The organism is Planctobacterium sp. R6 (assembly GCF_055755215.1).
Genome location: NZ_JBVTQY010000004.1, coordinates 141,213 through 165,410, shown reverse-complemented (window position 1 = coordinate 165,410; position 24,198 = coordinate 141,213). Strand labels below are relative to the sequence as shown.

Here is a 24,198-nt window from a genome sequence, read left to right as displayed (position 1 = left end):
AACTCCTTTAGCTATTTTCCAAAAGCTGAGCAATTACCTGATTGAATTCGTGCAATGCCCACTCGTTTTGACCGTACTGTAGATAAGGTAAGCCACCACTGTTAATCGATGCCTGAATGGATACACCCAACTCCCAATCCTCATTAAGTGTAGCATTGGTGATGTCGTGGTTCTTTTGCCAATGAGCGCGCTGTTTATCATCCTCAAGGTCGGCAGACTCTGGTATGAGTGTGGTGACGGAAATTTCGGTTTTATCCACGCTGATGGGGCGAAACTGGATCAATTCTACATGTTCTTTTTGTACCAACATGGCGACGCCCGGCATCAACAAAAACAGGGTGTGGCTACAATCATGTAAAGACAGTGGTTGCTCAGATGAATTAGCGTTAGCAGCTAAAGCTTTGGTGGGCATGACAACTCTGAAATGCAGTCCGATTTGATCAATCACCGCGATATTGTTGTGGAAAAAAGGAGCAATTGTTGCTTTGTGAGCAAAAGCAAAATGATAGGTTTCCAATCCACCTTCAGCAAACAACTTCCAGTTGCCGTTCCAGACTTTATCAAAGCGTTTGAAAGCTTTTAGCTTGTTGCCCTGCATCCATTTAAGGTGGGGTGTCATGTCCCCCAGGTGAGAGTCCAGCATCAGTTCCGCGTGTTCCGTGTTTGCTGCTTGGGGACATAGCCAGATGAAACCGTATTTCTCCGCGCAAGGAATACTGATAAGGCTGTTTTGATTTTTATCCAGGGAAGGAAAGCATTGACTCTGGCCTGGCACATTGCTGAGTTTTCCGGCCGTGCTGTAAGACCAGGCGTGGTAGGGGCAAACCAGGCGTTTGTTGCAGCCTTTGCCAGTAACCAGTTTCGCACCGCGATGACGACAACTATTGCGAAACACATGGGCTTGTCCTTCAGCATCACGGGTTACCAAAAGTGATCCTAAGGTGGTTTCCACTGAAAGATAGCTATGAGGAGTGGGTAATTCTGAGGCATGGAGCAACAGGCTGGGCAGTTGATTAAAAATCTTTTGTCGCTCTGCGTTGAGTCGCTCTTCTGAGATATAGCGTTCCATTGCTACTTTTTGCTCTGAGCCACGTAGCGATGTGGTTTTGTTGGCGATATTGCGACGTGCACTCTCAATCAATTCAATCTCAATGTCAGTATTCATATCTGGCCTCAAGTAGGTAAAATGTAAAAACTTACCAGTCGGTAGGTTTTTACAAAATACTTACCAGGTGGTAAGCTGTCAACAATTTCTTAACTCAGAGTCAGACCTTGAAGAAAAACACCCGAGAAAAATTGCTGCAACAGGCTGAGCTTTTGTTCGCTAAAAATGGCTTTTACGGCACCAGTATTAATGATGTCGCGACTACCCTGAGCGTAAGCAAACAAGCGGTTTTGCATCACTTTCCTTCCAAGGAAAAGTTGTATGCGGCTGTATTGGCACGTGCTGCGCAGCAGTTGCAGGATTTTGTCGCCAGTATCCGGGACAAAATGTCTGAACCACGAGGGCAGCTTCGGGCTGTAATATTGGAAATGTCGAATACCGATACCCCGCTGATGCAGGTTGTAATTTTGCTGATTCGAGAATTGCTGGATAACCGTGAGCGGGCTGAGAGTGCTCAGCAGTGGTTTTTGCGTCCATTTTTAGACGCATTGACTGATATTGTTGAGGAAGGCAAAAAGCGCGGTCATTTTGGCGACAAACATTCTTTGGCCTTTGTTTATCAGCTGCTGGGAGCTGCACAATATTATCTGGTGTCACAGCCTACGCTGGAGCGCTTGTATGATGAGGCTGAACGAACGCTGCATCAGCAGCAACATATCCGATTGCTGGAGGCGATGCTGGATTAAACCGCAGCCTTGATCATATCTCGCATCCACAACGCTAACGGGTCTTGCGAAGAGCGTTGATGCCACACCGAAATAACGTCAAATCCCGGTACATTGGTGTCCAGGATTATGCGCTGTAGTCGGGGGTCAGGTAACAGCCGGGAGGGGATAAAGCCACACAAATCAGTTTTGGCAATGGTGGCAATGGCTGCGCTGAAAGTAGGAAAGGTCATTAATACATTTCTGGGATGTCCTTTGTCTTCAAACCATTGGTGCACAGCACCGGTAAAATCTCCCCGAGATGGCGACACGACTACCTGCGGGATAGCCGCTATCTGAGCAATGTTCATGTTTTCCTGAACTTTGGTATTTTGTTTAGCGGCGACGCACTCGTAATGTTCGGCATAAATTACTTCAGAGGGGTATTGCGCAGGAGCAAACGCTGGATTGGTCAATACTAAATCCACTTCTCCCGACATAAGCTCGGCTGCCATATTATCCAGTTCTAGTTTTTTCACCGCGACTTTCAGGTTGGGGGCTTTTTGCCGGACTTCATGCAATACATGTGGCAGCAATGAGGTTTGCTCATAATCGGTGCAACTAATGATAAAGGTCGCCGACGTAGTGGCCGGGTTAAACTCTTCCGGCGTGAGTAGATTTTCCAGTGATGCCATCACTTGTTGTAGTTTCGGGGCTAAGGACAAAGCAAATGGCGTAGGTTGCACTCCGGTGCCATTGCGAATAAACAGCCTGTCGTCAAAGGTATTACGCAGTTTTTTAAGATGATCACTGACCGCCTGTTGTGTGATCCCCAACTGATCGGCAACCCGCGACAGGTTTTTCTCTCGCAATAACGCATCGAGCGTTGTTAACTGTCTGATATCTAAGCGGTTTAGTAAATTCATTTGTATCTCTTACAGGGATTACTTGTTTCTGTTCCCTCTCTTAGGTCTCTATGATCATGGCATCAAATCTTGTTTAGGAGAAGATCATGTTCTCAGTAAATTATGTTCAGGAAAATGCTGAACTGGAGTACGACCAAACATACAAAGGGCCAGGGGCAACATCGCTAACAGATGCGGTTGACGTTCGTCTTGTGGATATTGCCGACATGCGCACTCAGGAGAAACCGTTTTCACTAGAAGAGCAGGGGTTTAAGCCGGTTAAATTCCAAACCCAATTTACTGCCTTTGATGATGATAGCGCGATCCAACAGGTTTTGTATCCGCAGGTGATCGAATTCTTGCAACAGGAATTAGCGCGTCGCGATATTCGTATTTTTGATCATACTTTCCGCTCAACTACGCGCAAAGCACAAACGATTTATAACCGGGCGCCGGTGAAGACGGTGCACAACGATTACACTGATAAATCAGCTCATGATCGTATGTTAGCCGAGACAGAAAGTCATCCAGAATGGCGCAACCGCTCTTATCAGTTGCTGAATTTATGGCTTCCAGTGCACCAGGTTGTGCAAGAGTCGCCATTGGCTCTGATAGATTTATCTACGGTAAAAGCTGAAGACTTCAGACGCCTAAAGCTGATTTATCCGGACCGTATTGGTGAAATCTCCGTTATTAAACACAATCCTGAGCATCGTTGGTTTTATCAGTCACAAATGGCACCAGGTGAAGCCTTGCTGTTTAAAGTGTTTGATTCTCAGATGCGTGACGGTGTGTTTGGAGTACCGCATTCGGCTGTTGATTTCGCTCAAAGAAACGGCGCCCCAGCAACACCGCGTAGCAGCCTGGAGCTGCGTGCCATCGTGTTTGGAGACTGATAATGACGCAATATCTTATATCCAGAAACCCACTGGATAATCAGGAAGTGGGCCGGGTAGAAATCAGCTCGCCGCAGAAAATAAAGGAGCTGGTGCAAAAGGCCCGTCAGGCACGGCTGGCCTGGGGGAAACTTGCCCCTGAGGAGCGGCAGCGTCAGGTAAATAATGCTTTTGCCCATCTCAAAGGGCTTGAATCCACCTTGAGCGAATTGATTTCTCAGGAAATGGGTAAAGATCAGCGCCGAGCGGGGTATGAAGTCATGGGGGTACTCCAAAGTGCCCCCTATCTGACCGATGAAGTGGTGCGCGCAATTGCACCAATGCGTCGTCCAGGAGGTACACAGATCCAGTATCGGCCGCTTGGTGTTGTCGCCGTAATTGCGCCCTGGAATTATCCACTGGCCATGGCAAACAACTTGTTGATTCCGGCGTTGGTGGCGGGAAATACCGTGCTTCTCAAACCTTCAGAAGACACACCTTTGGTAGCTGAGCAATTTATTCAGGCATTGAAGGCCCGTTTACCCGAGGGCGTTATCGATATTGTTCACGGTGATGCTGAGGCGGGTAAAACACTGGTTGCCAGCGATATCAATATGGTGGCCTTTACCGGATCACTTCAGGCTGGTCGACACATTATGGCAAGTGCCGCCCCCAGGTTACACCGCCTGGTTATGGAGTTAGGAGGCAATGATCCCATGTTAGTGCTGAAGGACGCAGACATTAACGCGGCTGCGCGATTTGCAGTGGCCAGTTCTTTTGAAAATGCCGGGCAAATGTGTACATCCACTGAGCGGGTTTATGTACATCAGGATATTTATGAGGAATTTGTACAGCGAGTAGTGGAAATTGCCGGGCAATACAAAGTGGGCCCCTGGGATATGCCTCGAGTGAATTACGGACCTTTGGTCAACGAGAAGCAGCATCAGCAGGTACTGCGTCATTTGCAAGATGCTCAATCTAAAGGTGCTCATTTTGCGTTAGGGCAGGCTCACTATTTGCCTCCGTACATTCAGCCCACCGTGGTGACCGGGATTAAGCCAGATATGTTGCTGGAAAGCGAGGAAACCTTTGGTCCTGTAGTGGCGATTGCGGCTATGGAGAGTCATGAACAGGCCATTTCCAGAGCCAATAATTCGGTTTATGGGTTAGGGGCAGTGGTATTTGGTATGGACGGGGTATATGAGGTAGCTGAACAGTTAGAAGCCGGCATGATTGGAGTTAATGGCGGTGTCGGCAGTGGCGAAGCCCCGTGGGTTGGCGCAAAGCAAAGTGGTTTTGGATTTCATGGTGGGGTGGAAGGACATCGCCAGTTTACGCAATTACGCGTTATCAGTGCATAGGAGGAATTATGCAACAAGATGATTTTTATGTCGTCGCCCGAGAGTCAGGTGCACAAAACCCGTCCATTCCAACCTGGGCATCTGCACGAGACAACGTTTTTGATTTGGATGAGCAATTGAATGCAGAGCAGGTGGTGCGACGCGAAGTTAAAGAGGTACCAGGTGCCTATCAGTTACTGAATGTTTTTACTGAAGCTGAATGTGCTCGCCTTATTCAGCAATCAGAATCGCTTGGATACCTGAAAGATGCAGCTGTGTCGCTACCCCGAGAAGTGCGTCACAACGACAATGTGACCTTAATTGTGGATGAAGTCACTGAGCGCTTAATCTGGCAGCGGGTAGCCCCTTGGGTGGCGCAAAACTTGAAAATTTTTGAAAACAAGCAGCCATTGGGCATCAATGCCAGATTTCGCTTTTATCGCTATCAACAAGGGGATTACTTTAAATTTCACATTGATGGTGACTGGCCAGGCTCCAGGATCGTCGATGGCAAACTACAGCACAATGGCTACCCGGATCGCTACAGCAAAATGACCTTTTTAATTTTGCTTACTGATGAATTCCGCGGTGGAGAAACACGCTTCTTAGTGAATGCAGATAATCCCGGAAAACCAAACCGCCGAGGCGACAAAACCGCCGAAGTGGATGTCAGAACCCCCGCTGGTGGTGTGCTGTTGTTCCCTCACGGTCGTCACGAATTGCACTGTTTGCATAGCTCGTTGGCCATCACTGAAGGGGTCAAGTACATCATTCGCACGGATTTATTATTTGAGCTGTAAATCCGGGTAGTTACCAAAATAACACTGGTTGTTTTTTATGCTCATTAGCACAACACTGAACATGTTTAAAATTTTAATTAATTCACAGGAGTAATTTGATATGTCTTTAAAACTTAATGCCGGAGATAGCTTTCCACACATTACTGCCACGGCCTTGGAGGGTTCAGAAGTGACTTTAGGCAAGCCACGCGAAGGTTATAGCTGGCAGGCGGTGTTTGTATACCGCGGGCGCCATTGTCCACTGTGTACTCGCTATCTGAATCAATTAGCGGGATATCAACAAGCCTTTGCTGATGCGGGTGTTGATATCATTGCTGTGTCTGCCGATTCAAAAGCGCAATTGGAAGCGCAGTTGCAACAGGTTGATATTAATTTTCCTATTGCTTACGGATTGAGCGAAGATAGCATGAAGCAACTGGGTGTATATATCTCAGTACCGCGCTCCGAGCAGGAAACCGATCATAATTTTGCTGAACCAGGCTTGTTTGTGGTTAACGAGCAAGGCAACTTGCATGTAGTGGATATTTCCAACAATCCATTTGTACGTCCGGAGCTGGGAGCGTTGGCTAATGGTTTGGCCTGGATACGTGATCCAAACAACCACTATCCTATTCGGGGTACATTAGCTTACTAAAACGCATCACTTCAGCAATATCCCCGGTTAAGGCCGGGGATATTGAATTAGTGAAAGGTCATCAGGGCTGCAGTTCGGTTGCTGAATCCAGCAGTGTAATACGGGGGGATAAAGCGTGCAGTGCGATCAAATGCAACATTTCACTGACCGTTGTACAGGCGTCGGTAAACACTGAAACCTGATATTTTTCCGCAGCCTTAGAAATGGCGGTGTGGGTTACACAATTTTGCGTCATCATTCCTGCAATCAGCAGTTTTTTAATGCCATTCTCTGTCAGAACCTGCTCCAGTCGGGTTTGCTCAAAACTATCCGCATAAGATTTAATGACAATCGGTGCATCCGGAGCCGCAGCCAGGATATCCGGGTGGATTTCTGCGCCAGGCGTATTTTCGTTGAAAAACGGGGCTACTCCCTGGGCGGGGTCAGCTATATGTTGAATGTGCACAGGTAAAATTCCCTTTGCTTTAGCCTCAGCAATAATTTCTACCAGTTTGTTTTTGGTTTCGCTGGCTTGCCACAATGGAAAAGCCCCTTGTTCAAAATAGTCCTGTTGTAAATCGATAAGCAGCAATGCGGTATCAGTCATAAGAAAATCTCCTGTTTTAAATGATTGGTGAAGGGATAGGGGATTGTGGGCGACTAAGGCTTTTGCAGATAGTGACCCATAGGTCATGTTTGGTTACTATTGGGTCATACTGTGTAACGAGGTTATTTATGACGACATTGGTGACGATTTTGGCTTTTGAGAATATCAGTGCTTTTCACCTGTCGGTGCCTTGTATGGTATTTGGCGATGCCGCAAAAGCTGCGGGTATTGATGAGTTCGCTGTTGAGGTGTGCAGCGAGGAAGCTGACCAGATAGACAGTGTGTCAGGTTTTGCCATTCAGGCGAAAGGCGACTTAGCGCGGTTTGCGCAAGGGGATATTTTGGTGGTGCCCAGCTGGCCAGAGGCAGATACAAAACCTTCCAATGAATTGCAGTCAGCGCTGTGTAAAGCCTATGCTCGTGGAGCGCTGGTGATTGGCTTGTGCATTGGGGCATATGCCCTGGGATACGCCGGCTTGCTGGATGGAAAACAGGCAACGACACACTGGGCTTATGTAGAGGATTTTCAGCAACGCTTTTCGCAGGTGAGTACAGTAGTAGATCAGTTATATCATCAGCAGGATAATATACTCACGTCGGCGGGCACAGCCGCGGCCATTGATTGTTGTTTATATGTATTACGTCAGCGTTTGGGCGCTGAAGTTGCTAATCGTGTAGCGCGGCTGTTGGTCACTGCACCCCAGCGACAGGGGGGCCAGGCACAATTTATTCAGTTACCTGTGCCTCAGGCGGTGCGTGATGAAAAGCTGGCAATTCTATTGGATGATATTCGCAAAGATCTGGCAAGCTCCTATCAGATTGATCTGCTGGCTGAAACAATGAACATGAGTCGGCGTACCTTCACCCGGCATTTTCGGGCACTAACCGGAGTGTCTTTTGGCGACTGGTTGCTCGGGGAGCGATTGCGATATGCGCAGTCTTTATTGGAAAGCAGTAATTTATCTATAGAAGACGTAAGCGAACGCAGTGGTTTTGCCACCGCCCTGAGTTTGCGCAATCATTTTCGTCAGCGCTTTGGGGTGACGCCCGGAGAATGGCGCAAAGCGTTTCGAAGTTAGGTCATGTTGCTACAGTGACAATCTGGGCTGAATAAAATCCAGAAATGCCTGTATGCGTGAAGATACAGCACTGTTTCGGTAATACACGGCATTGACACTTTCCCGCCGGTTGGGAGACACCACACTTCCGGGCAATACCTCTACCAGATTTCCTTTTTGTATATCACTGCGACACATAAAATTAGACAATAAACTTATTCCCAGTCCCGCCAGACACAGTTGTCTCACGGTTTCACCACTACTGGCAAACATGTGAAACTCCAAATCCAGCACTTCACTCAGCGGCCATTTATTGAGTTTGGGCACACGAGAAAAACCGATAAGTTGATGGCGAGTTAAATCATTGAGCCCGGTTAAACTGCCATTTGTTGTCAGATACTCCGGGCTGGCAACCAAATGTAGGCTACTGCTACCTAATAGACGAGCATGCAGGTTGGAATCCTCCAGTTCGCCGATACGAATGGCCACATCGGTTTTGCGTTCCAGTAAATCGATTATGTCATCGTTTGAGGTGATGTCTAAAACCACCTTGGGGTAAGTCTGATTAAAGTCACGCACCAGTGGGGTAATTTGATGCAGGACAAAAGGGCTGGCGGCATCAATTCGCAACCGGCCCGAAGGTGTTCCCTTAAGCAGCTTGATAGCTTCTTCTCCACTTTCAATGGCATTCAGACCACTACGGATATGTTCTAAAAATACATTGCCTTCTTCGGTGAGTTCGAGCCGTCGGGTGGTGCGATTTAACAAGGTACAGTTGAGCACCTTTTCCAGTCTGGAAATCGCCCGGGATACTTTCGCCACCTGCAAGTCCAGCAAGTCTGCAGCGTGAGAAAAGCTACCGCTGTCTACTACAGCGATAAATGCTTCCAAATCTTCTGTTTTGGATTTAACCGGCATGTTTAAACCTTTGCAAAATTGACAAAAATATTTTGTCATTGTTGGTGTTTTTTGCAATAGTCATGAGCTGCAAAATACGCCTCATTAAAAATTAACGTTGTTTATGAGGAAGTATTTATGCCTTTAGCTCTTTTTGCACTGACGCTCAGCGCCTTTGCTATCGGAACCACGGAGTTTGTGATTGTCGGTCTTGTGCCGACGATTGCCACGGACCTTGGGGTTTCCTTGCCCTCTGCCGGTTTATTGGTGAGCCTGTATGCCATGGGGGTTGCAGTTGGTGCGCCGGTGCTAACTGCGCTTACCGGTAAATGGAATCGCAAACATGTTTTGCTGTCGCTGATGGCTTTGTTTGTGGTGGGGAATCTGTTTGCCTGGCAAGCGCCAGGTTATAACACGCTGATAATTGCCCGGATCTTAACCGGATTGGCTCATGGCGTTTTCTTTTCCATTGGCTCTACTATTGCGACCAGCCTGGTGCCCAAAGAGAAAGAAGCCAGTGCCATAGCTATTATGTTTACCGGACTGACCGTGGCGTTAGTCACAGGTGTGCCGTTGGGCACCTGGATTGGACAGGGATTTGGTTGGCGAACCACTTTTTTAACTGTATCAGCGTTGGGGTTAATCGCGCTGATTGGTAGCGCCTTGTTAGTACCTGCCAATCTTAAGCAATCTGCCAGTGCCAGCATCAAAGAGCAGTTACAGGTGTTGCTTGAACCGAGGCTGTTGATTGTTTATGCCATGACGATACTTGGATACGGTGGTACGTTTACCGCATTCACTTTTTTAGCCCCCATTCTTGAACAGGAGGCCGGATTTGCCTCTTCGGCAGTCGCCGGGATCATGCTGGTGTATGGTTTGTCAGTTGCTGTGGGCAATATCTGGGGCGGTAAATTGGCAGACAAACACGGTCCCATAAAAGCCCTGAGCCTGATCTTTACCGGCCTGGCCCTGGTACTATTTGTATTCAGTTTTACCATGTCGTTTAAGTTTGCTGCGGTTATCACGGTACTGATTTGGGGGGCGTTTGCCTTTGGTAATGTGCCCGGATTGCAAGTGTATGTGGTGCAGTTAGCTGAGCGCTATACGCCTAAAGCAGTGGATGTGGCGTCTGGTCTTAATATTGCTGCTTTTAATATCGGTATCGCCGTGGGTTCGGTCAGTGGCGGCCTGATTGTGGATAGTATGTCTTTGCGTGATACCGCCTGGATTGGTGCTGCTATCGCGGTGAGTGCCTTACTGGTTACTCGCTATTCAGGTGCCTTAGACAGGCGCCAGACAAATCCGGATTTCTCACCAAAGTGGGATAATTAATCCAGTTATTTAAATCTGGCAGATATTTATCCCAAAACCAGGGTTATATATCTGCCACGAACCCTTGCTCTGCGAGCCAGTCTATGGCGCCTTTTTCCGTGCTGAAAATACCGAGTTTAACCTGAGCATTTTCGTACACTCTTTCGAACTGGGCTTTAACCATGGCTTCAATAGTGGTGTTTTGCGTTACCAGGGCGCTGGTCGTCATGCCACGGCTGACTCGCCATAATACGGATTTATGTAGATCTTTTTCAGCGTCTTTGGTGAGCAAAGCCGTGCCGTGAAGAAAACCCAAAAAGGCCCATGGCTTTTGCTCCATATTTAAAACGATTTCGGATATATCTTGTACGTAACGTTCAATGGATTCTTTGCTGGCAACGCCTTCCGCGAAAACAGCAATGATATTGTTCAAAACCGCAATCTGGTATTGACCATATCTACTTTTTACAGCCGCTTTTGGGTTAGCAAAGATTTTCATCATTAATTCTCAAAATAACTTCTTCTGAATAGCTTAAAAATCTCGCTGCAAATGTCGAAATTTAATTAACTTCCTAAATATAGTCTATATCTCAAATTGTAGCCGTTGTTTGCGCGGCTTCTTTGGGAGATTCATTAAAGTACCGCTTAAATTCCCGACTGAACTGGGAAGTACTGGCATATCCCACTCTGTGTGCAGCGTCATTGACCCGCTTTCCCTCGAAACATATCAATTCTCGTGCTTTGTTGAGACGCAGCTTTTTAATGTATTGAATGGGGGACTCCCGAGTAACTTTTTTAAAGGTGGTGTGAAAGGTTGAGACACTCATGTTGGCATTGGAAGCCAGCTCGTCAACGTTTAGTGGCTCGGCGTAGTTTTTATGAATACTTTCCAGAATTCGGGCGATTCTGGCATAGCGGCCTTCCTGGTCAGCAAGCGACATCAATGGTAAACCCGCAGGACTTAGCAATGCCCTATAAATGATTTCTTCCACTAAGCTATCACCAAATAGTTCCGCTTCTAAATCGTCATTTATAGCCTTTAGCAACCTAATCGTGGCATCAAGCATGTCCGTTGTCATTTTGCTGCTACGCAACAACATTGGCTCTTGTGACTTATCTAATGGGGGACGTTGTGGGTGCTGTCTTAGTTTTGTAGCCAGTTTTTGTAAAGTAACTGTACTGACGTTGATGGTGATACCAAGTAAAGGTGCACCGGGTGCATTTATGGCTTCACAATCCAGCGGTAGTGGCGCACCTATTATCAGGCTATCGCCATCGCCGTATTTAAGCACCTGACCCTGAGCATAGAGATGCTTATAACCCTGTCCCATGATAATGATACCGGATTCGTGGGTCATAGGCTGGCGGGGATAGCCAGTGCTTCGTCGAAAAAATCGCACTTCGGCTATGGCGGTAGAGACTATCCCTTCCAGCGAATGCAGGTTTTTGTATTCGACATAACGCTGCATCAGAGGTTGAAGGCTGTGAGCCTTTGTGGAAATGTCGTTTTTAGTAGAAATAGGCATGTTTTTTAAATGTTTTGGTCTGTTATCTCTGTCTTGCTGAGACTATTATGCATATCATTGTCATTTGTTAGCAAGCGGAGTTATTAATGAAGTTTACTTTTCACAACCCCACAGAGATCCATTTTGGACAAGGTCAGATTCAGAGCATTGACCAGGCCGTTAGCGATTATCGCAAAGTCATGGTGATATATGGGGGAGGCTCCATTAAGCGCAATGGGGTTTATCAACAGGTTACTGAAGCCCTGGCTAACACCGATTGGATAGAATTCTCTGGTGTGGAAGCCAACCCAACCAAAGAAACGCTGGATAAAGCGGTTTCACTGGTTAAAGCGCAAGAAGTCGACTTTATCCTGGCTGTCGGTGGAGGCTCAGTTATCGATGGTGCTAAATATGTGGCTGCATCAGCTTTGTATGAGGGAGATGGTTGGGACATTTTAACCAATACATACAAACCGCAACAGGCCATACCATTAGGGGTAATCTTAACGATTCCTGCAACCGGTTCTGAATCAAATACTAATTCGGTAATCACCAAAGCAGAAACCGGTGAAAAACTGCCCTTTTCCGCGGCCTGCGTGCAACCCAGATTTGCTGTGATGGATCCGGATGTAATGAAAACCCTGCCGGAAAGGCAACTGGCAAACGGTATTGTAGATGCCTGGGTGCATGTTTGTGAACAATACATCACTAAAGCTGAAGGAGCGCTGGTGCAGGATGCTTACGCTGAAGGATTGTTGAAAACCTTGAAGCAATTAGGCGAACAGTTTGAGCAGCGAGATTCTGACCTTTGGCGCAGTAACCTGATGTGGGCGGCCAATCAGGCCCTCAACGGTTTAATTGGTAGCGGCGTCTCTCAAGATTGGGCCACGCATATGATAGGCCATGAACTAACTGCACTTTGGCACGTTGATCATGCGCGTTCTTTGGCAATAGTACAGCCTTCGTTACTGCGTAATCAGATTGAATTTAAACGCGAAAAACTGGAGCAAATGGGGCGTAATGTGTTTGGCTTGCAAAGTAGTGATGATCTGGCCAATGAGACTATCGATGCAATTGAAGCTTTTTATCATTCTCTGGGAGTTGCAACGCAGTTGACGGAACACGGTGATGATAAGAATGCCGCGATAGAGGCGGTGCTTGAGCAGTTACAAAAACACAATATGACGGCTTTATCAGAAAACCAAAATATCACCCCGGATATCGCGCGTGAGATTTTGGAAAAAGCTATCGCTTAACTAACATATCTGGGCAAAGAGCCGCATATCCGGCGCAATGCCCATGAAAAAGCAAAGGCCAGTAATTAGCATTGCTGGCCTTTAGTTTTGATATTATTAAGAGCCTGCGCTGTTAAGCACTGGGGCAGGGCGCCCCGGCTTTTATCCAGATTTTCATCGCCTTGACAAAATCCTCATGGGTGCCCGGAGCAGGTGTTCTTTCGGGGCCAGGTTGCCAGGCCCATCTCACCAGAGGATCATCTTTAACATGATGTTCAAATTCTTTTTTGAAAATATCCATCTGGTGGCGACTTCCGCGAAATGCCAGAAAAGAGTTTTTCGCCGGATCTAGCCAGTTATTACACAGCTCCTGTGCGGACAGACCTGGTTCAATTGCCATCGTCGGCGGTGGCATGTGCCAGACAAACCCCGGCATCAAATCATTTGCAGCTCCCGGTGGCATACCCGGCTCCTTGCCATTGTCGTTTTGGTGGCAGCCACGACAATTTATTGCATTGGCTTCCCCCAGCTGAACAAATTCACCGTCTTTGAACCCCATTTTCAGGTTATTCAGACTGGTGATGTTCATGGGATGCGGGCGGCGCTCATCACCCACAGTGGGATGATGGATACCATTGTCCACAACACCATGACAATTGGCACAACGCGGGTGGGTGGCCACCTGATGCAGATATTTGAATGCCTTATCGGCATCCGGTGATTTTTTAAATTCACTGTATTGGTCAGCCAAAGATGCCAATGGCGAAGTCAGCAGTGCGGCAGCTAAGAGCCAGCGATTGAAACTGATTTTTAGTTTTTTCATGCTCTTCTCCATCAGGCGTTCAACTGTTGTTTTACGTGCTCTGGAAGCATGGGTAAATCGCGCAGGCGAATTCCCACAGCCTGGTAAACCGCGTTTCCGATAGCTGGGCCTACACCGATAACGCCGGGCTCGCCCAGGCCAACCGGGAATTCGTCGCTGTCTACCAGCTCAATATCCATGTCTGGTAAATCGTTCATGCGCAGGGGCAGGTAGCTGTGAAAATTGCGGGATTTAAGTTGGCCATTTTGGTAACGGTTATGTTCATGTAACGCTAAACTGGTGCCCCACAGTAATGAACCTTCCATTTGCGCCATTGCACCGTCGGGATGAATAATGATGCCCGCGTCTGCCACAGCGTACAGCTTCTTCAAGGTAATCTTGCCGCTTTTACGATTGACATGAACATGAGCGGCAGTCGCAATCCAGGCTGGCATAGTGCGTTCCTGACCGGCTGAAATAGAGAAACCAATACCTTCGTCCGTGCCGATAGGAACAGATTTTACCTTGTCTCTGAGACGGCTCAGCACATTGTGTAAGCGTTTCGCGCCGCCCACACTCTCCGGAGCATTGCCGGCTTGCTTGCCTTGCCCGTCCAGCATATCCAGTCGGAATTGCACAGGATCTTTACCTGCCTGGTGAGCGATTTCGTCAATGAAGGATTCCAGTCCCCAGACAACCCAACCCTGGCCTACAGCGCGTAACCAGCCTGGTAAAAAGGTCTTTTGAGCCAATTGGTTATTGATGGCACGGGCCCTGTGATTTTCCATGCTATACCAGTGGTCAGCTCCAGATGCTGAAAACATATCAATTTTGCCTTTTTTATGTACCCCATCGGCCATAAACCCTGGCGCCATTGATTTAGTTGGCCATCCGGCGGAAAAAGCGTGCTCAAGACCGGTAAATTCGCCATTGTTATTAAAAGATGCGTGTAACAAAGACGTCGACGCTGAGCGGCTTTGATCAAACAAGGTGTCGTCAGGTCGGGTGAAGATCAACTTCACGGGTTTATTAATGGCCTTGGAGGTCAATATGGCGGGTACAATCCAGTCACCATAAAGACGGCGACCAAAGCCACCGCCCAGATAATACTGATGCATAATAACCTTGTCTTCTGTCACCTGAGCGGCTTTGGCAAGCGTGGGCAAAGTTAGAGATTGCCACTGATTGCCTGTGTGAACATGCCACTTACCTTCTTTGTATTCAGCGACAGCATTGAGAGGCTCCAATTGGAAATGATTGGCGGTTGCTGTGGTGTATAAAGCCTCTATAGTATTTTTTGCCTCCGCCTGTGCTGCACTGACGTCCCCATCATCCACCAGAAAAGCACCCTGATTGCGGTCGCGGCACAGCCGTTCCCCCTCTTTTTGAATATCTTCTTCTGATACCCAGGCAGTTTCACCGGCTTGGTAGGATACTTTTATGGCATCGCCGGCTTTTATAGCGGTGTAATAATCGTCTGCAAGAACAGTGACCCAACCCTGACAAGTATCGCTTGGATCAGTGAGTACCTGATATCCCTGATAGCCCTTCAGTTTTTTCGCCGCAGAGTCATCTACCTTAGTGACTTTGCTACCGTATCGGGTAGGTGGAAGTACTGGACGGGCGAACACCATACCTGGCACTTCTACATCGATACCATACACCGCACTGCCATTGGTTTTAGGGGGAATATCCAGGGCCTGATAGGTGGTGCCAACAAGATGGCGTTTGCTGGCGGTTTTTATTGGCAATGCAGCAATTTCATCAGCACTAAAGGTACGATTAAATTGACCTTCTTTGACGATTTGCCCATAACTCACGCTGCGATTACCCGCGCTGACCATGCCATTTTTTTCCTGACATTGCTCTGGAGTGACACCCAATATAGCTGCTCCAGCCTCGATGAGTGCGATACGCCCAGCAGCACCAGCCTGAGATAAAGGCTTAAATGAATGGAATACTGACCAGGAGCCTCCGGTTACCATGTAACCCCATTTAGGATCTGTGTCTACGTGGTGAATGGAAACTTTTTGCCAGTCGCATTCCAGTTCATCAGCCACAATTCTGGCCAGGGCACTGCCAATGTGCTGGCCCATTTCCGCCTTAGCGATATTAATTAATACCTCACCACGGTCATTAATTTCAAACCAGACAGTGGGGGAGAAGACTTTTTGCTCTAGGGATTCTGCGGCGGATAAACCGGTGGAAACCAGACCCGGCGTAAATGCCATCATCAGACTGGCATTGACACTGCCGATCAGAAAGTTGCGTCGAGTCAGGTTAATGGTATCTTTTTTCCTTAACGGGTTTTTCATGACTTATTCTCCGACAAGCTCAGACTTTGGGTCAAAATGCTGTACTGCGCTTTGTTGACGATCAGCAGCGGTTTTAATGGCTTTTTTAATGCGGGAGTAAGCCATACAACGGCAATAGTTAGCGCTCATGTGGTTAACAATATCCTGATCGCTGGGATTGCTGTTGCGTTCCAACAGTGTTGCGGCCTGCATAATCTGACCGGATTGACAGTAGCCACATTGTGGCACTTGCTCATCTATCCAGGCCTGTTGCAATGGGTGTTCGTTGTTTAATCCCTCAATGGTGGTAATGGCTTTGCCTTTAACCATGGAGACCGGATAAGAACAGGAGCGAATTGCCTGACCGTCAATGTGAACGGTACAGGCACCACACATGGCGACACCACAACCAAACTTGGTGCCTTTGAGGCCAAATTCGTCCCTGATCACCCATAATAACGGTGTATCATCGCTCACTTCGGAGCGCACCGGTTTCCCGTTTAAAGTAAATTCCTGCATTGGTTATTCCTCTGGTGGAAAGTTAGTGTGTCAGGCTGCATATCCCTTGGTATCTTCGAGATTCAGACTGAGCATGTTGCCCCGTTGCTGGTGCAACACGGCATGACATTCGGCGACAATAGACAGCGCGATACTTTCGGGTAATTCTCCACCCAGATTTAATCCCGCTGGTCCACTAAAAAGGGCCTTTATTTGATGTTCTTGTACGCCAGCTAATTGCATCACTTCTTGCTTGCGATGTTTTGGCCCCAACATGGCAATGTAGTCCAAAGGAGCATCGTGTATGGCCTGTAATGCGTCACTATCAATGCTTTTATGATGAGACATCAATATGGCCCCATTGACCTGCTGCTCACGAACAAAGTTAGACAGCATTGCAGCAGAGGTAAGTTGTAATCGTTGAGAAACATGTGGAAAGTGTTCTGCTCTGGCCTGGCTGGGGCGCGGATCCCACAGTGTCACCCGCCACCCTAACTGCGCTGCAAACAATGTCATGGGAATGGCATCTGTGCCGCCACCAACAACCAGCAAATGAGGCTCAGGCTTAATAAACACTTGTAGCCATTGTTGCTGGTCCTCTGCTACCAAACCGTTGCCTTTTGAAGAGCCCAGTGAATGTTCTGCAATTCGCACATTAACCTCTTCAGCTGCTCTATCGAATTGCAGCTGCCAATGCACACTTTGACCATGTTGAAGAGCTTTATGGGTTTGGGTTAAGCCGGCATAATTGTTGTCTTTGTTGATGGGCAGGAGACGTAGATAGACCACTCCACCACAGCCAACGCCCAGTTGAAATGCCGCGTCATCTTCGTCGCTGTCATCATAGCGAAGATCTATACTTTTCTGACTCTGCATCACTTTTCTGGCATTGCGGCGCACGTCGGATTCCAGGCAACCACCACTTAAAATACCCAACTGATGACCATCAGAGCTAAATAGCATCATGGCACCCGATTTGCGGTAGCATGAGCCCTCAGTTTTGTAGATAACGCCCAATACCCAGTCGGCGTTGTCTTTTTCCGGCACCCAGCTCGCCAGCATTTGCTGCAATGAATGTACGGTTTTCATTTGCCCCTCTTGCTAAAGTGTAGTGCCATTCGAATTAGATCTGAGATTAGCTGTGGCGGTATAAAAAATAACCGGTTACTTTTTTGTAACCCCTCAGGGAAATAACTGGTTGATGTTCTGTTTGGCATGGCTAATTTTTGCCCTTGACGAGCTGCTGCAAAACACGTTGGAAGGTTTCGACGGGTTGTGCACCAGATAGCAGTTGTTGTTTATTAAAGACAAATGCAGGCACTGCCTGAATTCCAAGAGATGTCCAATGGCGCTGTTCATCACGTACTGCTTGAGCATAGCGCTCAGAAGCTAACACTTCTTCTGCCTGGGCAGGAGCTAGTCCCACTGCTGCGGCCTCTGCAATTAATACTTCAGGATCATCAATGGCTTTTCGTTCCGAGAAAAAGGCTGAAAATAAGCGCATTTTTAATGGTAGTGCTTTGTTATATTCACCTGCCCAGTGCAATAGTTGATGGGCTTTAAAGGTGTTGTACATACGCATTTCATCAAAATAATTAAAGCGAAAGCCTAACTCAGTGCCGAGTTGCGTCAGGTTTGCTCGCGCTTTAATGCTGCCTTCCAACGTGGTTCCGTATTTGGCCGCCAGATGCGAACGCAGGTTTTCTCCGCCCTGTGGCATACCGGGATTGAGTTCAAAAGGGTGCCATTGCAAATTTGCCTGAATGTCATCAGAAAAAGATTCTAGTGCTTTTTCCAGGCGTTTATAGCCGATGATGCACCAGGGACAAACCACATCCGACACGATATCAAGATTGATTAGCGTTTTATTCATAGCGATGTAGCTCAGTGTTTGGCTTCAACAATAATGGCGACAACATCATTATTACCCAGGTTGCTTACTTGATGCTGCCATGCCTGATGCCACATAACGTGACCATTGGGCACCTCTTCCTGGATATCAGGGCTATTCGGCGTTGCTATTCGCAGTGTCCCGCCTTGCTCGAAATACACGGTTTCATTGTTGTGGTAATGCCAGTTGTCCGTTTCACCTGGTTTCAGAACCATCTTTAAAACCAGCACTTGATCATTTTCCAATAATTTTTGGTAATGCTGAGGTGAAGCTTCATGGGCCGCCTCTTGCTGGCGCAATTCGGATTGCGCCATAGTGGCAATACCAGGAACCAAACCTAATGCGAACAGGAAGGTCTTTAAACGCGATACAGTCATGCAAATTCTCCGTGTTAGATAAATGACGGGCTCACCTGATGGTGAGCCGGAAGACATTAAAAAACTTGCTTCAGATGCGCTTCAAAGCGCTCGAAGTCATTTTCAACGTCTGCTTTTTTCATTACGTCGTAACAGGCGAATGTCGGCAGACTTTGCATACCAAAAAATCGGAAATTCATGTGCATAGGCAAAAATAAGTCATCTACGCTTTTGCCCTGAAACAGATATTCATCAGGGTCATTAAAGGATTCTTCCGGGGCGTTAAAGGTCAGTGACAACATGTACTTCTTATCGGTTAATGTGCCGCCTGCACCATAATTTGCTTTAGGGTTTTCTGCCGTACGACCATCACCGTGACACAGGGCACCGCCCATTCCTGCGGTGTAAACAATGTCCATGTACTTTTTAAATGACCATGGCACTCCCATCCAATTGACAGGGGTTTGTAGAATGATGACATCTGCCCAGGTGTGGTTTTCCAACTCCTTTTCGACATCAATGTCATTCTGCATAGTTACAATACGGGTATCGTGACCTTTAGCACGCAAAAAGCTATCGGCTTTATCTACTAAAGTGGCATTTAAACGGCCTTCTGAAAAAGGGTATTTTTCGTGTGCATTGATGATTAAAACGTTACTCATAGTCAATTACTCCAATTCGTTGATGAATTAACAGGTTAATTGCGGTATATTTTAGTAACCTCGATACTAATAACAATTAGTTTACTTTTGGTAACCACCTGTTTTAGGAAGGCAGAATTATGAAAAGTGAAATAAAAACAGATACTAAGGGGCGGAAAATAGTTTTAAATGCCTGTACAGAACCCTGCTCAGTAGAACGTGGAATGCGCATGATTGGGGGAAAATGGACGGGTTCTATTATCTATCATTTGAAAAATCAGCCGGTGAGATTTAACGATTTATGTCGAATGCTGGGGGGCGCCAGCAAAAAAATGATCGATCAGCGTTTAAAAGAGCTGGAGAGCAATGGCATGGTAATCCGGGAAGTGATGGACACCCGGCCCTTAGCAGTGGAATATAGCCTGACTGAATTTGGCCGCTCAGCACTAAGTATTTTAGAGCAGTTGCGGATTTGGTCTGAGCAACACCAAATTTGACAGCACAACCCGGTAAATGAGGAATGTTATGATTAGCTATCAGGAATACAATGACTATTGCGCGTCATTGCAACAGACCAGTCATGTGGTGCAGTGGGGCGGTTGCCACGTATGGAAAGTGTATGACAAAGTATTTGCCATTGGCGGCTGGGAAAATGCGGATGGCCCCGCAATTACCTTTAAAACCTCTGAGCTGAATTTTGAGATCCTAAAAGATGAACCCGGGTTTCGTCCTGCTCCTTATCTGGCATCTCGGGGATTTAAATGGATACAACATCATTGCGAGCCTTATTTATCCAAAGAAAAACTGCAAGAGTATATCTATGATTCTTACGTATTGGTGGCAAAAGGGCTGACAAAGAAAAAACAACGAGAGTTGGGATTGCTGGAATAGCTTTTTTAGCAGGCTTACCCTCGGGCATTAAGCAATCGTCTTTTGAGCATGATTAGGGTAAATACAGCTATATCCGTATTCCTGGTGCAGTGTCTTTATTCATAACATATTGAGAGCCTGAGAATTGAGTGTATACCAACAAAGGTTCAGCTTCTAAAATGAAATCATTTGAATTTGTTAAAAAGATGTAACATGCTAGAAGCCGATTATTTCCCTTTATCAACAAGAGAACTATATGAATCAGATAACACCAGAAATGAAAGATGAAATTGAGTTGATTCTGAAATTCCCAAATCAAAGCTTGGATCAAGGCCTGAAAATTCATCATGACGCAGATCCAGCCATGGTTGACGCCGCACAGCGACTGTTCCAAAAAGGCATTATTACCCAAGTCGATGGCGGTTATCTTACCCATTTGGGGCACGACTTGCAGGAACACGCCACTACGCTCATCACCGCCTTAAAAGGGCACTAATTGCGCCGAACATATCAGGCTGCTCACTTCGGAGTAGCCATGACTAATAGCGATTTCGCCAGGATATACTGGACTCAATTTTCACAACTGTTTCACACCCGGTTATTTACGCTGACATTGTCCTTAAAATGGAGTCGTAAATATGTCAGTCAGCAATGCCCATTCCGGTTATATCGAACTTAACCAGGTCAGCCAGTCTTTTGAGAGCCAGGGACGTCAAATAACCCTGTTCAGTCACGTCGATTTAACGGTACATACAACGTGTTCTTACGCTATAACTGGCCCGTCGGGTTCAGGAAAATCCAGTTTGTTAACTCTGATGTCTGGTTTGGCACCGCCCAGCACCGGCTCCTGTTTGTATCACGGTAGCCACGGCATTCAGGCTTTGTCAGAAATCAGACACAAAGTGGGGTTCATCTTTCAGCAATTTCATTTGTTACCGGAATTAACGGCACTACACAATGTGGCCTTGCCCCTGAAATTGCGTGGGCTACGCCATGCCACTAAACGTGCTGGTGAGTGGCTTGAACGGGTGGGGCTTGGGGATCGGCTGTCTCATAAGCCAGCGCAACTGAGTGGTGGCGAACAACAGCGGGTAGCGATAGCCAGAGCGCTGGTATTTGAACCCGAGTTTATCTTTGCCGATGAGCCTACTGGCAATCTGGATAGTGCTTCGGCAAAGGAAGTGGCCGATATACTGTTTGCCTGTTGTCAGGAGCGTGGCGCTGCGCTGGTGATGGTGACGCACAGTGAATCGCTGGCCGCTCAGGCGAAACAGGTACTGGCGTTTAACAAAGGTAATTTACATTGGGCGTCACAGGAATGTACGGCAACTGAGCAATCCACCGCGCAAGATCAGGCTGTAGCCGCCAGGGCGGTGCACTATGCTTAAACAAAATATAGGGTTGGCCTGGCAGTTTTATCATCAGGAAAAACGTCATCTCTGGCAGCGTTTTATCAACTGGACTCAAATGATCTTGATGGTATTTATGGTGACGTTGAGTTTAACCAGTGCCTCAATTCAATCTTACCTTACCGGTAATCTGAACAATTTACTGGGTGCTGATTTGGTATTGCAAAACAGCCGCCCATTGACGGTGCAACAACTGCAAAGCGTTGACTCGCTATCTGAACACCGGGTGTTAACGCAGAGCATTGATACCACGTTAACCCGTAATAACCTGTGGCAACGGGCAACACTGAAGGCTGTAGCAGAGGATTATCCGCTGCAAGGTGAATTGCGCGCCGGTGATTCTGTTGATGTCGGAGCAAGGCAGTTGCAGGGGCCTGCTCCCGGTGAAATCTGGCTGGATGCCCGATTAATGGCCGGGTTGTCAGCGCAGCCAGGCGGCCAGATCCGCATAGCCGGAACGAATTTTAAGGTAACTAAAGTGTTGTTGCATGAGCCAGATCGGCTGATGGAAGGGCACAACGTGCAGATGCGGGCGCTGATAAATCAGTATGATTTGGCCTTGCTTAATTTTTCAGAAGATAGGTTTACGTATCGCTACCTGGTGGCGGCTTCTGCAGATCAGATACAACAACTACAGGACTGGCAAAAGCAAGCGCTACCCGCCGCTATTCTTTACCATAAAAAAGGGGCGCATCCACTGGCTTTGTTCTGGCAACGCACCGAGAACTTTATTGGTTTGGCATCTATTATTCTGTTTTTTATGGCGGCGATTGCACTGCAGCAACTCACCAAAGTAAAACTGCAAAAAGAGCAGTGTTTTGGCGCGATCTGTCAAAGTCTGGGAGCCTCTAAATCTGCAATCTTTCAAATTTCAATGGTTAAGTGGTTACTGCAGTCACTGGCCATGGTGCCCTGGGTGCTACTACTTTCTTTGGGCTGTCATTGGGCGTTATTGCAGTGGCTGGCTGACACTTTTTACGGATTGAACTGGCAACCAGACTGGCTATTAGCTTTGTCCACCAGTTTTGTGCTGATCATGCTATTTGCCGCGTTTCAGTTACCCGTTTGGTTGGGCGTGGCTAAGTCCTCAGTGTTGCAACTACTCTTCAATCAGGCTCAGAGGTTAAATCAGGGGGTTGCCTGGTTGTGTGCCCTGGTGGCGCTGTCGGGGATTGCTGTAGCCTATTCAGATAACGGATTGTTAACGGCGATGGTGCTTGGCACCATGGGTGTCAGCATTATGCTGATTGTGCTGTTGAGTTGGTTGGTGATGACTCTGGGTGAATGGCTGACCCGCAATGTTTCGGGGTTGTTACCCTTTGCCTTTTTTATTATGAAGCAGCGATTAATCACCAAAAGCACGCAGATCCTGGGTGTAGGACTGTGTGCATTTCTGTTGCTGTTTACCTTGATGTTATTGCGCGATTTGGGTAGCAGCATGGCCAATTACCAGCGACAGCACGACGGCAATCTGTTGGTTTCTCAGGCCAGCAATGCACAAATGCAGGACATTGTGCATTGGGCTGATAATCGGGGCATTAGCATTCGTCAGAGCAAGCCGTTTATGTATGGCAAACTGATCAGCATAAATGGCCAATCGCTGGCAGATTTTAGCCAAAAACCCAGTGACAGCCTGGCCACCTTGCAACGGGAAATTCGATTGCATTGGAGTGATGAAATTCCTGCAAATAATGAATTGTTGCAGGGACAATGGTGGACCGCCAATGCGCAAAGCTGGCAGCAAATATCGGTGGAACAGGAGGTACTGACCGATCTTGGGCTGGAAATCGGTGACCGAATGACCTTTGCTATTGGCGAGCACTATACAGAATTCGATATCGTGGCCAGCCATGGTTACAAACCCGGCGCAGGCTCAATCACCTTCTGGGTTCAAATGCCGACGAGTGCCGTTGCTCATTTGTCCGGCGTAGCCTATTCAATGGCGAGCCTGGAACTGCAAGACAATGACTTTCCGATGCTGTCACAGTTGTGGCAAAAGCATCCGTCATTGCGCATGGTTTCCTTACAGGAAATGACGCAACGATTTGACAACATGTTGAACATGGTAACTCAGGTGGTGAGCGGATTTGCATTATTAATTGTATTGCTGGCCGCAATTGTCATTTTGTCTTCGATTCAGGCGGGCGAACGCCAGGACAGGAAGAAGAACAGCATCATCCTGAGCTTTGGTTTTTCACGTAAGACCTGTTTGCAACTGACATTTCTGGAGTGGTTAATCACCGGAATTATTGCAGCAAGTGGCGCCATTTTTGGCTCCTGGTTGGCTGGTTGGTTGATTTACCAGTCGCAGTTCTCCATGACCTGGCAACCGGATTTTCTGTGGTTGGGATTGACCCTGTTAATCATTACCGGCTCGGTGGTGGTAGTAGGGCTACTGGCCAGTAAACACAGTCTATCCAGTTCCGTCAGAGAACTCATGACAGACTGATACCGGCTTTTATTATCAATCTAAAAATGGCTC

General features: G+C 47.4%; 26 protein-coding genes. 13 read left to right on the top strand and 13 right to left on the bottom strand.

Annotated features, from left to right (window positions below; genetic code table 11):
• Positions 1-7: 7 nt before the first annotated feature.
• Positions 8-1,165, bottom strand: a complete 1,158-nt coding sequence (locus tag AC0J20_RS04620; protein WP_473020801.1) for an aromatic ring-hydroxylating oxygenase subunit alpha — start codon at positions 1,163-1,165, stop codon at positions 8-10.
• 107 nt (positions 1,166-1,272) lie between these two features.
• Between AC0J20_RS04620 and AC0J20_RS04615 the strand changes: the two genes are divergently transcribed.
• Positions 1,273-1,851: a TetR/AcrR family transcriptional regulator gene (locus tag AC0J20_RS04615; protein ID WP_473020800.1), complete on the top strand. Its 579-nt coding sequence runs from the start codon at positions 1,273-1,275 to the stop codon at positions 1,849-1,851.
• On the opposite strand, the gene AC0J20_RS04610 is transcribed toward AC0J20_RS04615, so the two are convergent.
• Positions 1,848-2,735, bottom strand: a complete 888-nt coding sequence (locus tag AC0J20_RS04610) for a LysR family transcriptional regulator (RefSeq protein ID WP_473020799.1) — start codon at positions 2,733-2,735, stop codon at positions 1,848-1,850. The two genes, AC0J20_RS04615 and AC0J20_RS04610, sit on opposite strands and share 4 nt — an antisense overlap.
• 86 nt (positions 2,736-2,821) lie before the next feature.
• Between AC0J20_RS04610 and AC0J20_RS04605 the strand changes: the two genes are divergently transcribed.
• From AC0J20_RS04605 to AC0J20_RS04590, 4 genes are all read left to right on the top strand, one after another.
• Positions 2,822-3,610 (top strand): CmcJ/NvfI family oxidoreductase, encoded by a 789-nt coding sequence (locus AC0J20_RS04605; RefSeq protein WP_473020798.1) that lies wholly within the window; start codon positions 2,822-2,824, stop codon positions 3,608-3,610.
• 2 nt (positions 3,611-3,612) lie between these two features.
• Entirely contained in the window at positions 3,613-4,950 is a 1,338-nt protein-coding gene (locus AC0J20_RS04600) for an aldehyde dehydrogenase family protein (RefSeq protein WP_473020797.1), read from the top strand.
• Positions 4,951-4,958: 8 nt separating this feature from the next.
• Positions 4,959-5,729, top strand: a complete 771-nt coding sequence (locus AC0J20_RS04595; protein ID WP_473020796.1) for a 2OG-Fe(II) oxygenase family protein — start codon at positions 4,959-4,961, stop codon at positions 5,727-5,729.
• 100 nt (positions 5,730-5,829) lie between these two features.
• Positions 5,830-6,363, top strand: a complete 534-nt coding sequence (locus AC0J20_RS04590) for a peroxiredoxin family protein (RefSeq protein WP_473020795.1) — start codon at positions 5,830-5,832, stop codon at positions 6,361-6,363.
• Positions 6,364-6,424: 61 nt separating this feature from the next.
• On the opposite strand, the gene AC0J20_RS04585 is transcribed toward AC0J20_RS04590, so the two are convergent.
• Positions 6,425-6,949, bottom strand: coding sequence for a cysteine hydrolase family protein (locus tag AC0J20_RS04585; protein ID WP_473020794.1), 525 nt, complete (start codon positions 6,947-6,949; stop codon positions 6,425-6,427).
• A gap of 128 nt (positions 6,950-7,077) precedes the next feature.
• Here AC0J20_RS04585 and AC0J20_RS04580 point away from each other — a divergent pair, with 128 nt between their 5' ends.
• Entirely contained in the window at positions 7,078-8,028 is a 951-nt protein-coding gene (locus AC0J20_RS04580) for a GlxA family transcriptional regulator (RefSeq protein WP_473020793.1), read from the top strand.
• A 9-nt stretch (positions 8,029-8,037) separates the two neighbouring features.
• Here AC0J20_RS04580 and AC0J20_RS04575 read toward each other — a convergent pair whose 3' ends face one another.
• Entirely contained in the window at positions 8,038-8,925 is an 888-nt protein-coding gene (locus AC0J20_RS04575) for a LysR substrate-binding domain-containing protein (RefSeq protein ID WP_473020792.1), read from the bottom strand.
• Between the two features lie 117 nt (positions 8,926-9,042).
• On the opposite strand from AC0J20_RS04575, the gene AC0J20_RS04570 reads away from it, so the two are divergent.
• Complete coding sequence (locus tag AC0J20_RS04570) at positions 9,043-10,236, top strand: MFS transporter (RefSeq protein ID WP_473020791.1); 1,194 nt, start codon at positions 9,043-9,045, stop codon at positions 10,234-10,236.
• Between the two features lie 43 nt (positions 10,237-10,279).
• Here AC0J20_RS04570 and AC0J20_RS04565 read toward each other — a convergent pair whose 3' ends face one another.
• Together AC0J20_RS04565 and AC0J20_RS04560 are read right to left on the bottom strand one after the other, a co-directional pair.
• On the bottom strand, positions 10,280-10,717 hold the full coding sequence (locus tag AC0J20_RS04565) for a hypothetical protein (RefSeq protein ID WP_473020790.1): 438 nt from the start codon (positions 10,715-10,717) through the stop codon (positions 10,280-10,282).
• A gap of 88 nt (positions 10,718-10,805) precedes the next feature.
• Positions 10,806-11,741, bottom strand: coding sequence for an AraC family transcriptional regulator (locus tag AC0J20_RS04560; RefSeq protein ID WP_473020789.1), 936 nt, complete (start codon positions 11,739-11,741; stop codon positions 10,806-10,808).
• Between the two features lie 86 nt (positions 11,742-11,827).
• On the opposite strand from AC0J20_RS04560, the gene AC0J20_RS04555 reads away from it, so the two are divergent.
• Positions 11,828-12,976 (top strand): iron-containing alcohol dehydrogenase, encoded by a 1,149-nt coding sequence (locus tag AC0J20_RS04555; RefSeq protein WP_473020788.1) that lies wholly within the window; start codon positions 11,828-11,830, stop codon positions 12,974-12,976.
• 112 nt (positions 12,977-13,088) lie between these two features.
• Here AC0J20_RS04555 and AC0J20_RS04550 read toward each other — a convergent pair whose 3' ends face one another.
• The 7 genes from AC0J20_RS04550 to AC0J20_RS04520 form a co-directional block, all read right to left on the bottom strand.
• A complete protein-coding gene (locus tag AC0J20_RS04550; protein WP_473020787.1) occupies positions 13,089-13,778 on the bottom strand; it encodes a hypothetical protein in 690 nt (229 codons plus the stop codon).
• 11 nt (positions 13,779-13,789) lie between these two features.
• Complete coding sequence (locus tag AC0J20_RS04545; protein WP_473020786.1) at positions 13,790-16,072, bottom strand: xanthine dehydrogenase family protein molybdopterin-binding subunit; 2,283 nt, start codon at positions 16,070-16,072, stop codon at positions 13,790-13,792.
• Between the two features lie 3 nt (positions 16,073-16,075).
• On the bottom strand, positions 16,076-16,570 hold the full coding sequence (locus AC0J20_RS04540; protein WP_473020785.1) for a (2Fe-2S)-binding protein: 495 nt from the start codon (positions 16,568-16,570) through the stop codon (positions 16,076-16,078).
• Between the two features lie 30 nt (positions 16,571-16,600).
• Positions 16,601-17,638, bottom strand: coding sequence for an XdhC family protein (locus AC0J20_RS04535; RefSeq protein WP_473020784.1), 1,038 nt, complete (start codon positions 17,636-17,638; stop codon positions 16,601-16,603).
• Positions 17,639-17,768: 130 nt separating this feature from the next.
• Complete coding sequence (locus AC0J20_RS04530) at positions 17,769-18,422, bottom strand: DsbA family oxidoreductase (protein ID WP_473020783.1); 654 nt, start codon at positions 18,420-18,422, stop codon at positions 17,769-17,771.
• 11 nt (positions 18,423-18,433) lie between these two features.
• A complete protein-coding gene (locus AC0J20_RS04525) occupies positions 18,434-18,817 on the bottom strand; it encodes a cupin domain-containing protein (RefSeq protein WP_473020782.1) in 384 nt (127 codons plus the stop codon).
• Between the two features lie 56 nt (positions 18,818-18,873).
• Positions 18,874-19,458, bottom strand: a complete 585-nt coding sequence (locus tag AC0J20_RS04520) for an NAD(P)H-dependent oxidoreductase (RefSeq protein WP_473020781.1) — start codon at positions 19,456-19,458, stop codon at positions 18,874-18,876.
• Between the two features lie 119 nt (positions 19,459-19,577).
• Here AC0J20_RS04520 and AC0J20_RS04515 point away from each other — a divergent pair, with 119 nt between their 5' ends.
• From AC0J20_RS04515 to AC0J20_RS04495, 5 genes are all read left to right on the top strand, one after another.
• Positions 19,578-19,934, top strand: a complete 357-nt coding sequence (locus AC0J20_RS04515; RefSeq protein ID WP_473020780.1) for a winged helix-turn-helix transcriptional regulator — start codon at positions 19,578-19,580, stop codon at positions 19,932-19,934.
• 31 nt (positions 19,935-19,965) lie between these two features.
• Positions 19,966-20,328, top strand: a complete 363-nt coding sequence (locus AC0J20_RS04510) for an MmcQ/YjbR family DNA-binding protein (RefSeq protein ID WP_473020832.1) — start codon at positions 19,966-19,968, stop codon at positions 20,326-20,328.
• A gap of 235 nt (positions 20,329-20,563) precedes the next feature.
• On the top strand, positions 20,564-20,803 hold the full coding sequence (locus AC0J20_RS04505; protein ID WP_473020779.1) for a TIGR02647 family protein: 240 nt from the start codon (positions 20,564-20,566) through the stop codon (positions 20,801-20,803).
• Between the two features lie 142 nt (positions 20,804-20,945).
• Complete coding sequence (locus AC0J20_RS04500; RefSeq protein WP_473020778.1) at positions 20,946-21,695, top strand: ABC transporter ATP-binding protein; 750 nt, start codon at positions 20,946-20,948, stop codon at positions 21,693-21,695.
• Positions 21,696-22,590: 895 nt separating this feature from the next.
• Positions 22,591-24,165 (top strand): ABC transporter permease, encoded by a 1,575-nt coding sequence (locus tag AC0J20_RS04495; RefSeq protein WP_473020831.1) that lies wholly within the window; start codon positions 22,591-22,593, stop codon positions 24,163-24,165.
• Positions 24,166-24,198: the final 33 nt, after the last annotated feature.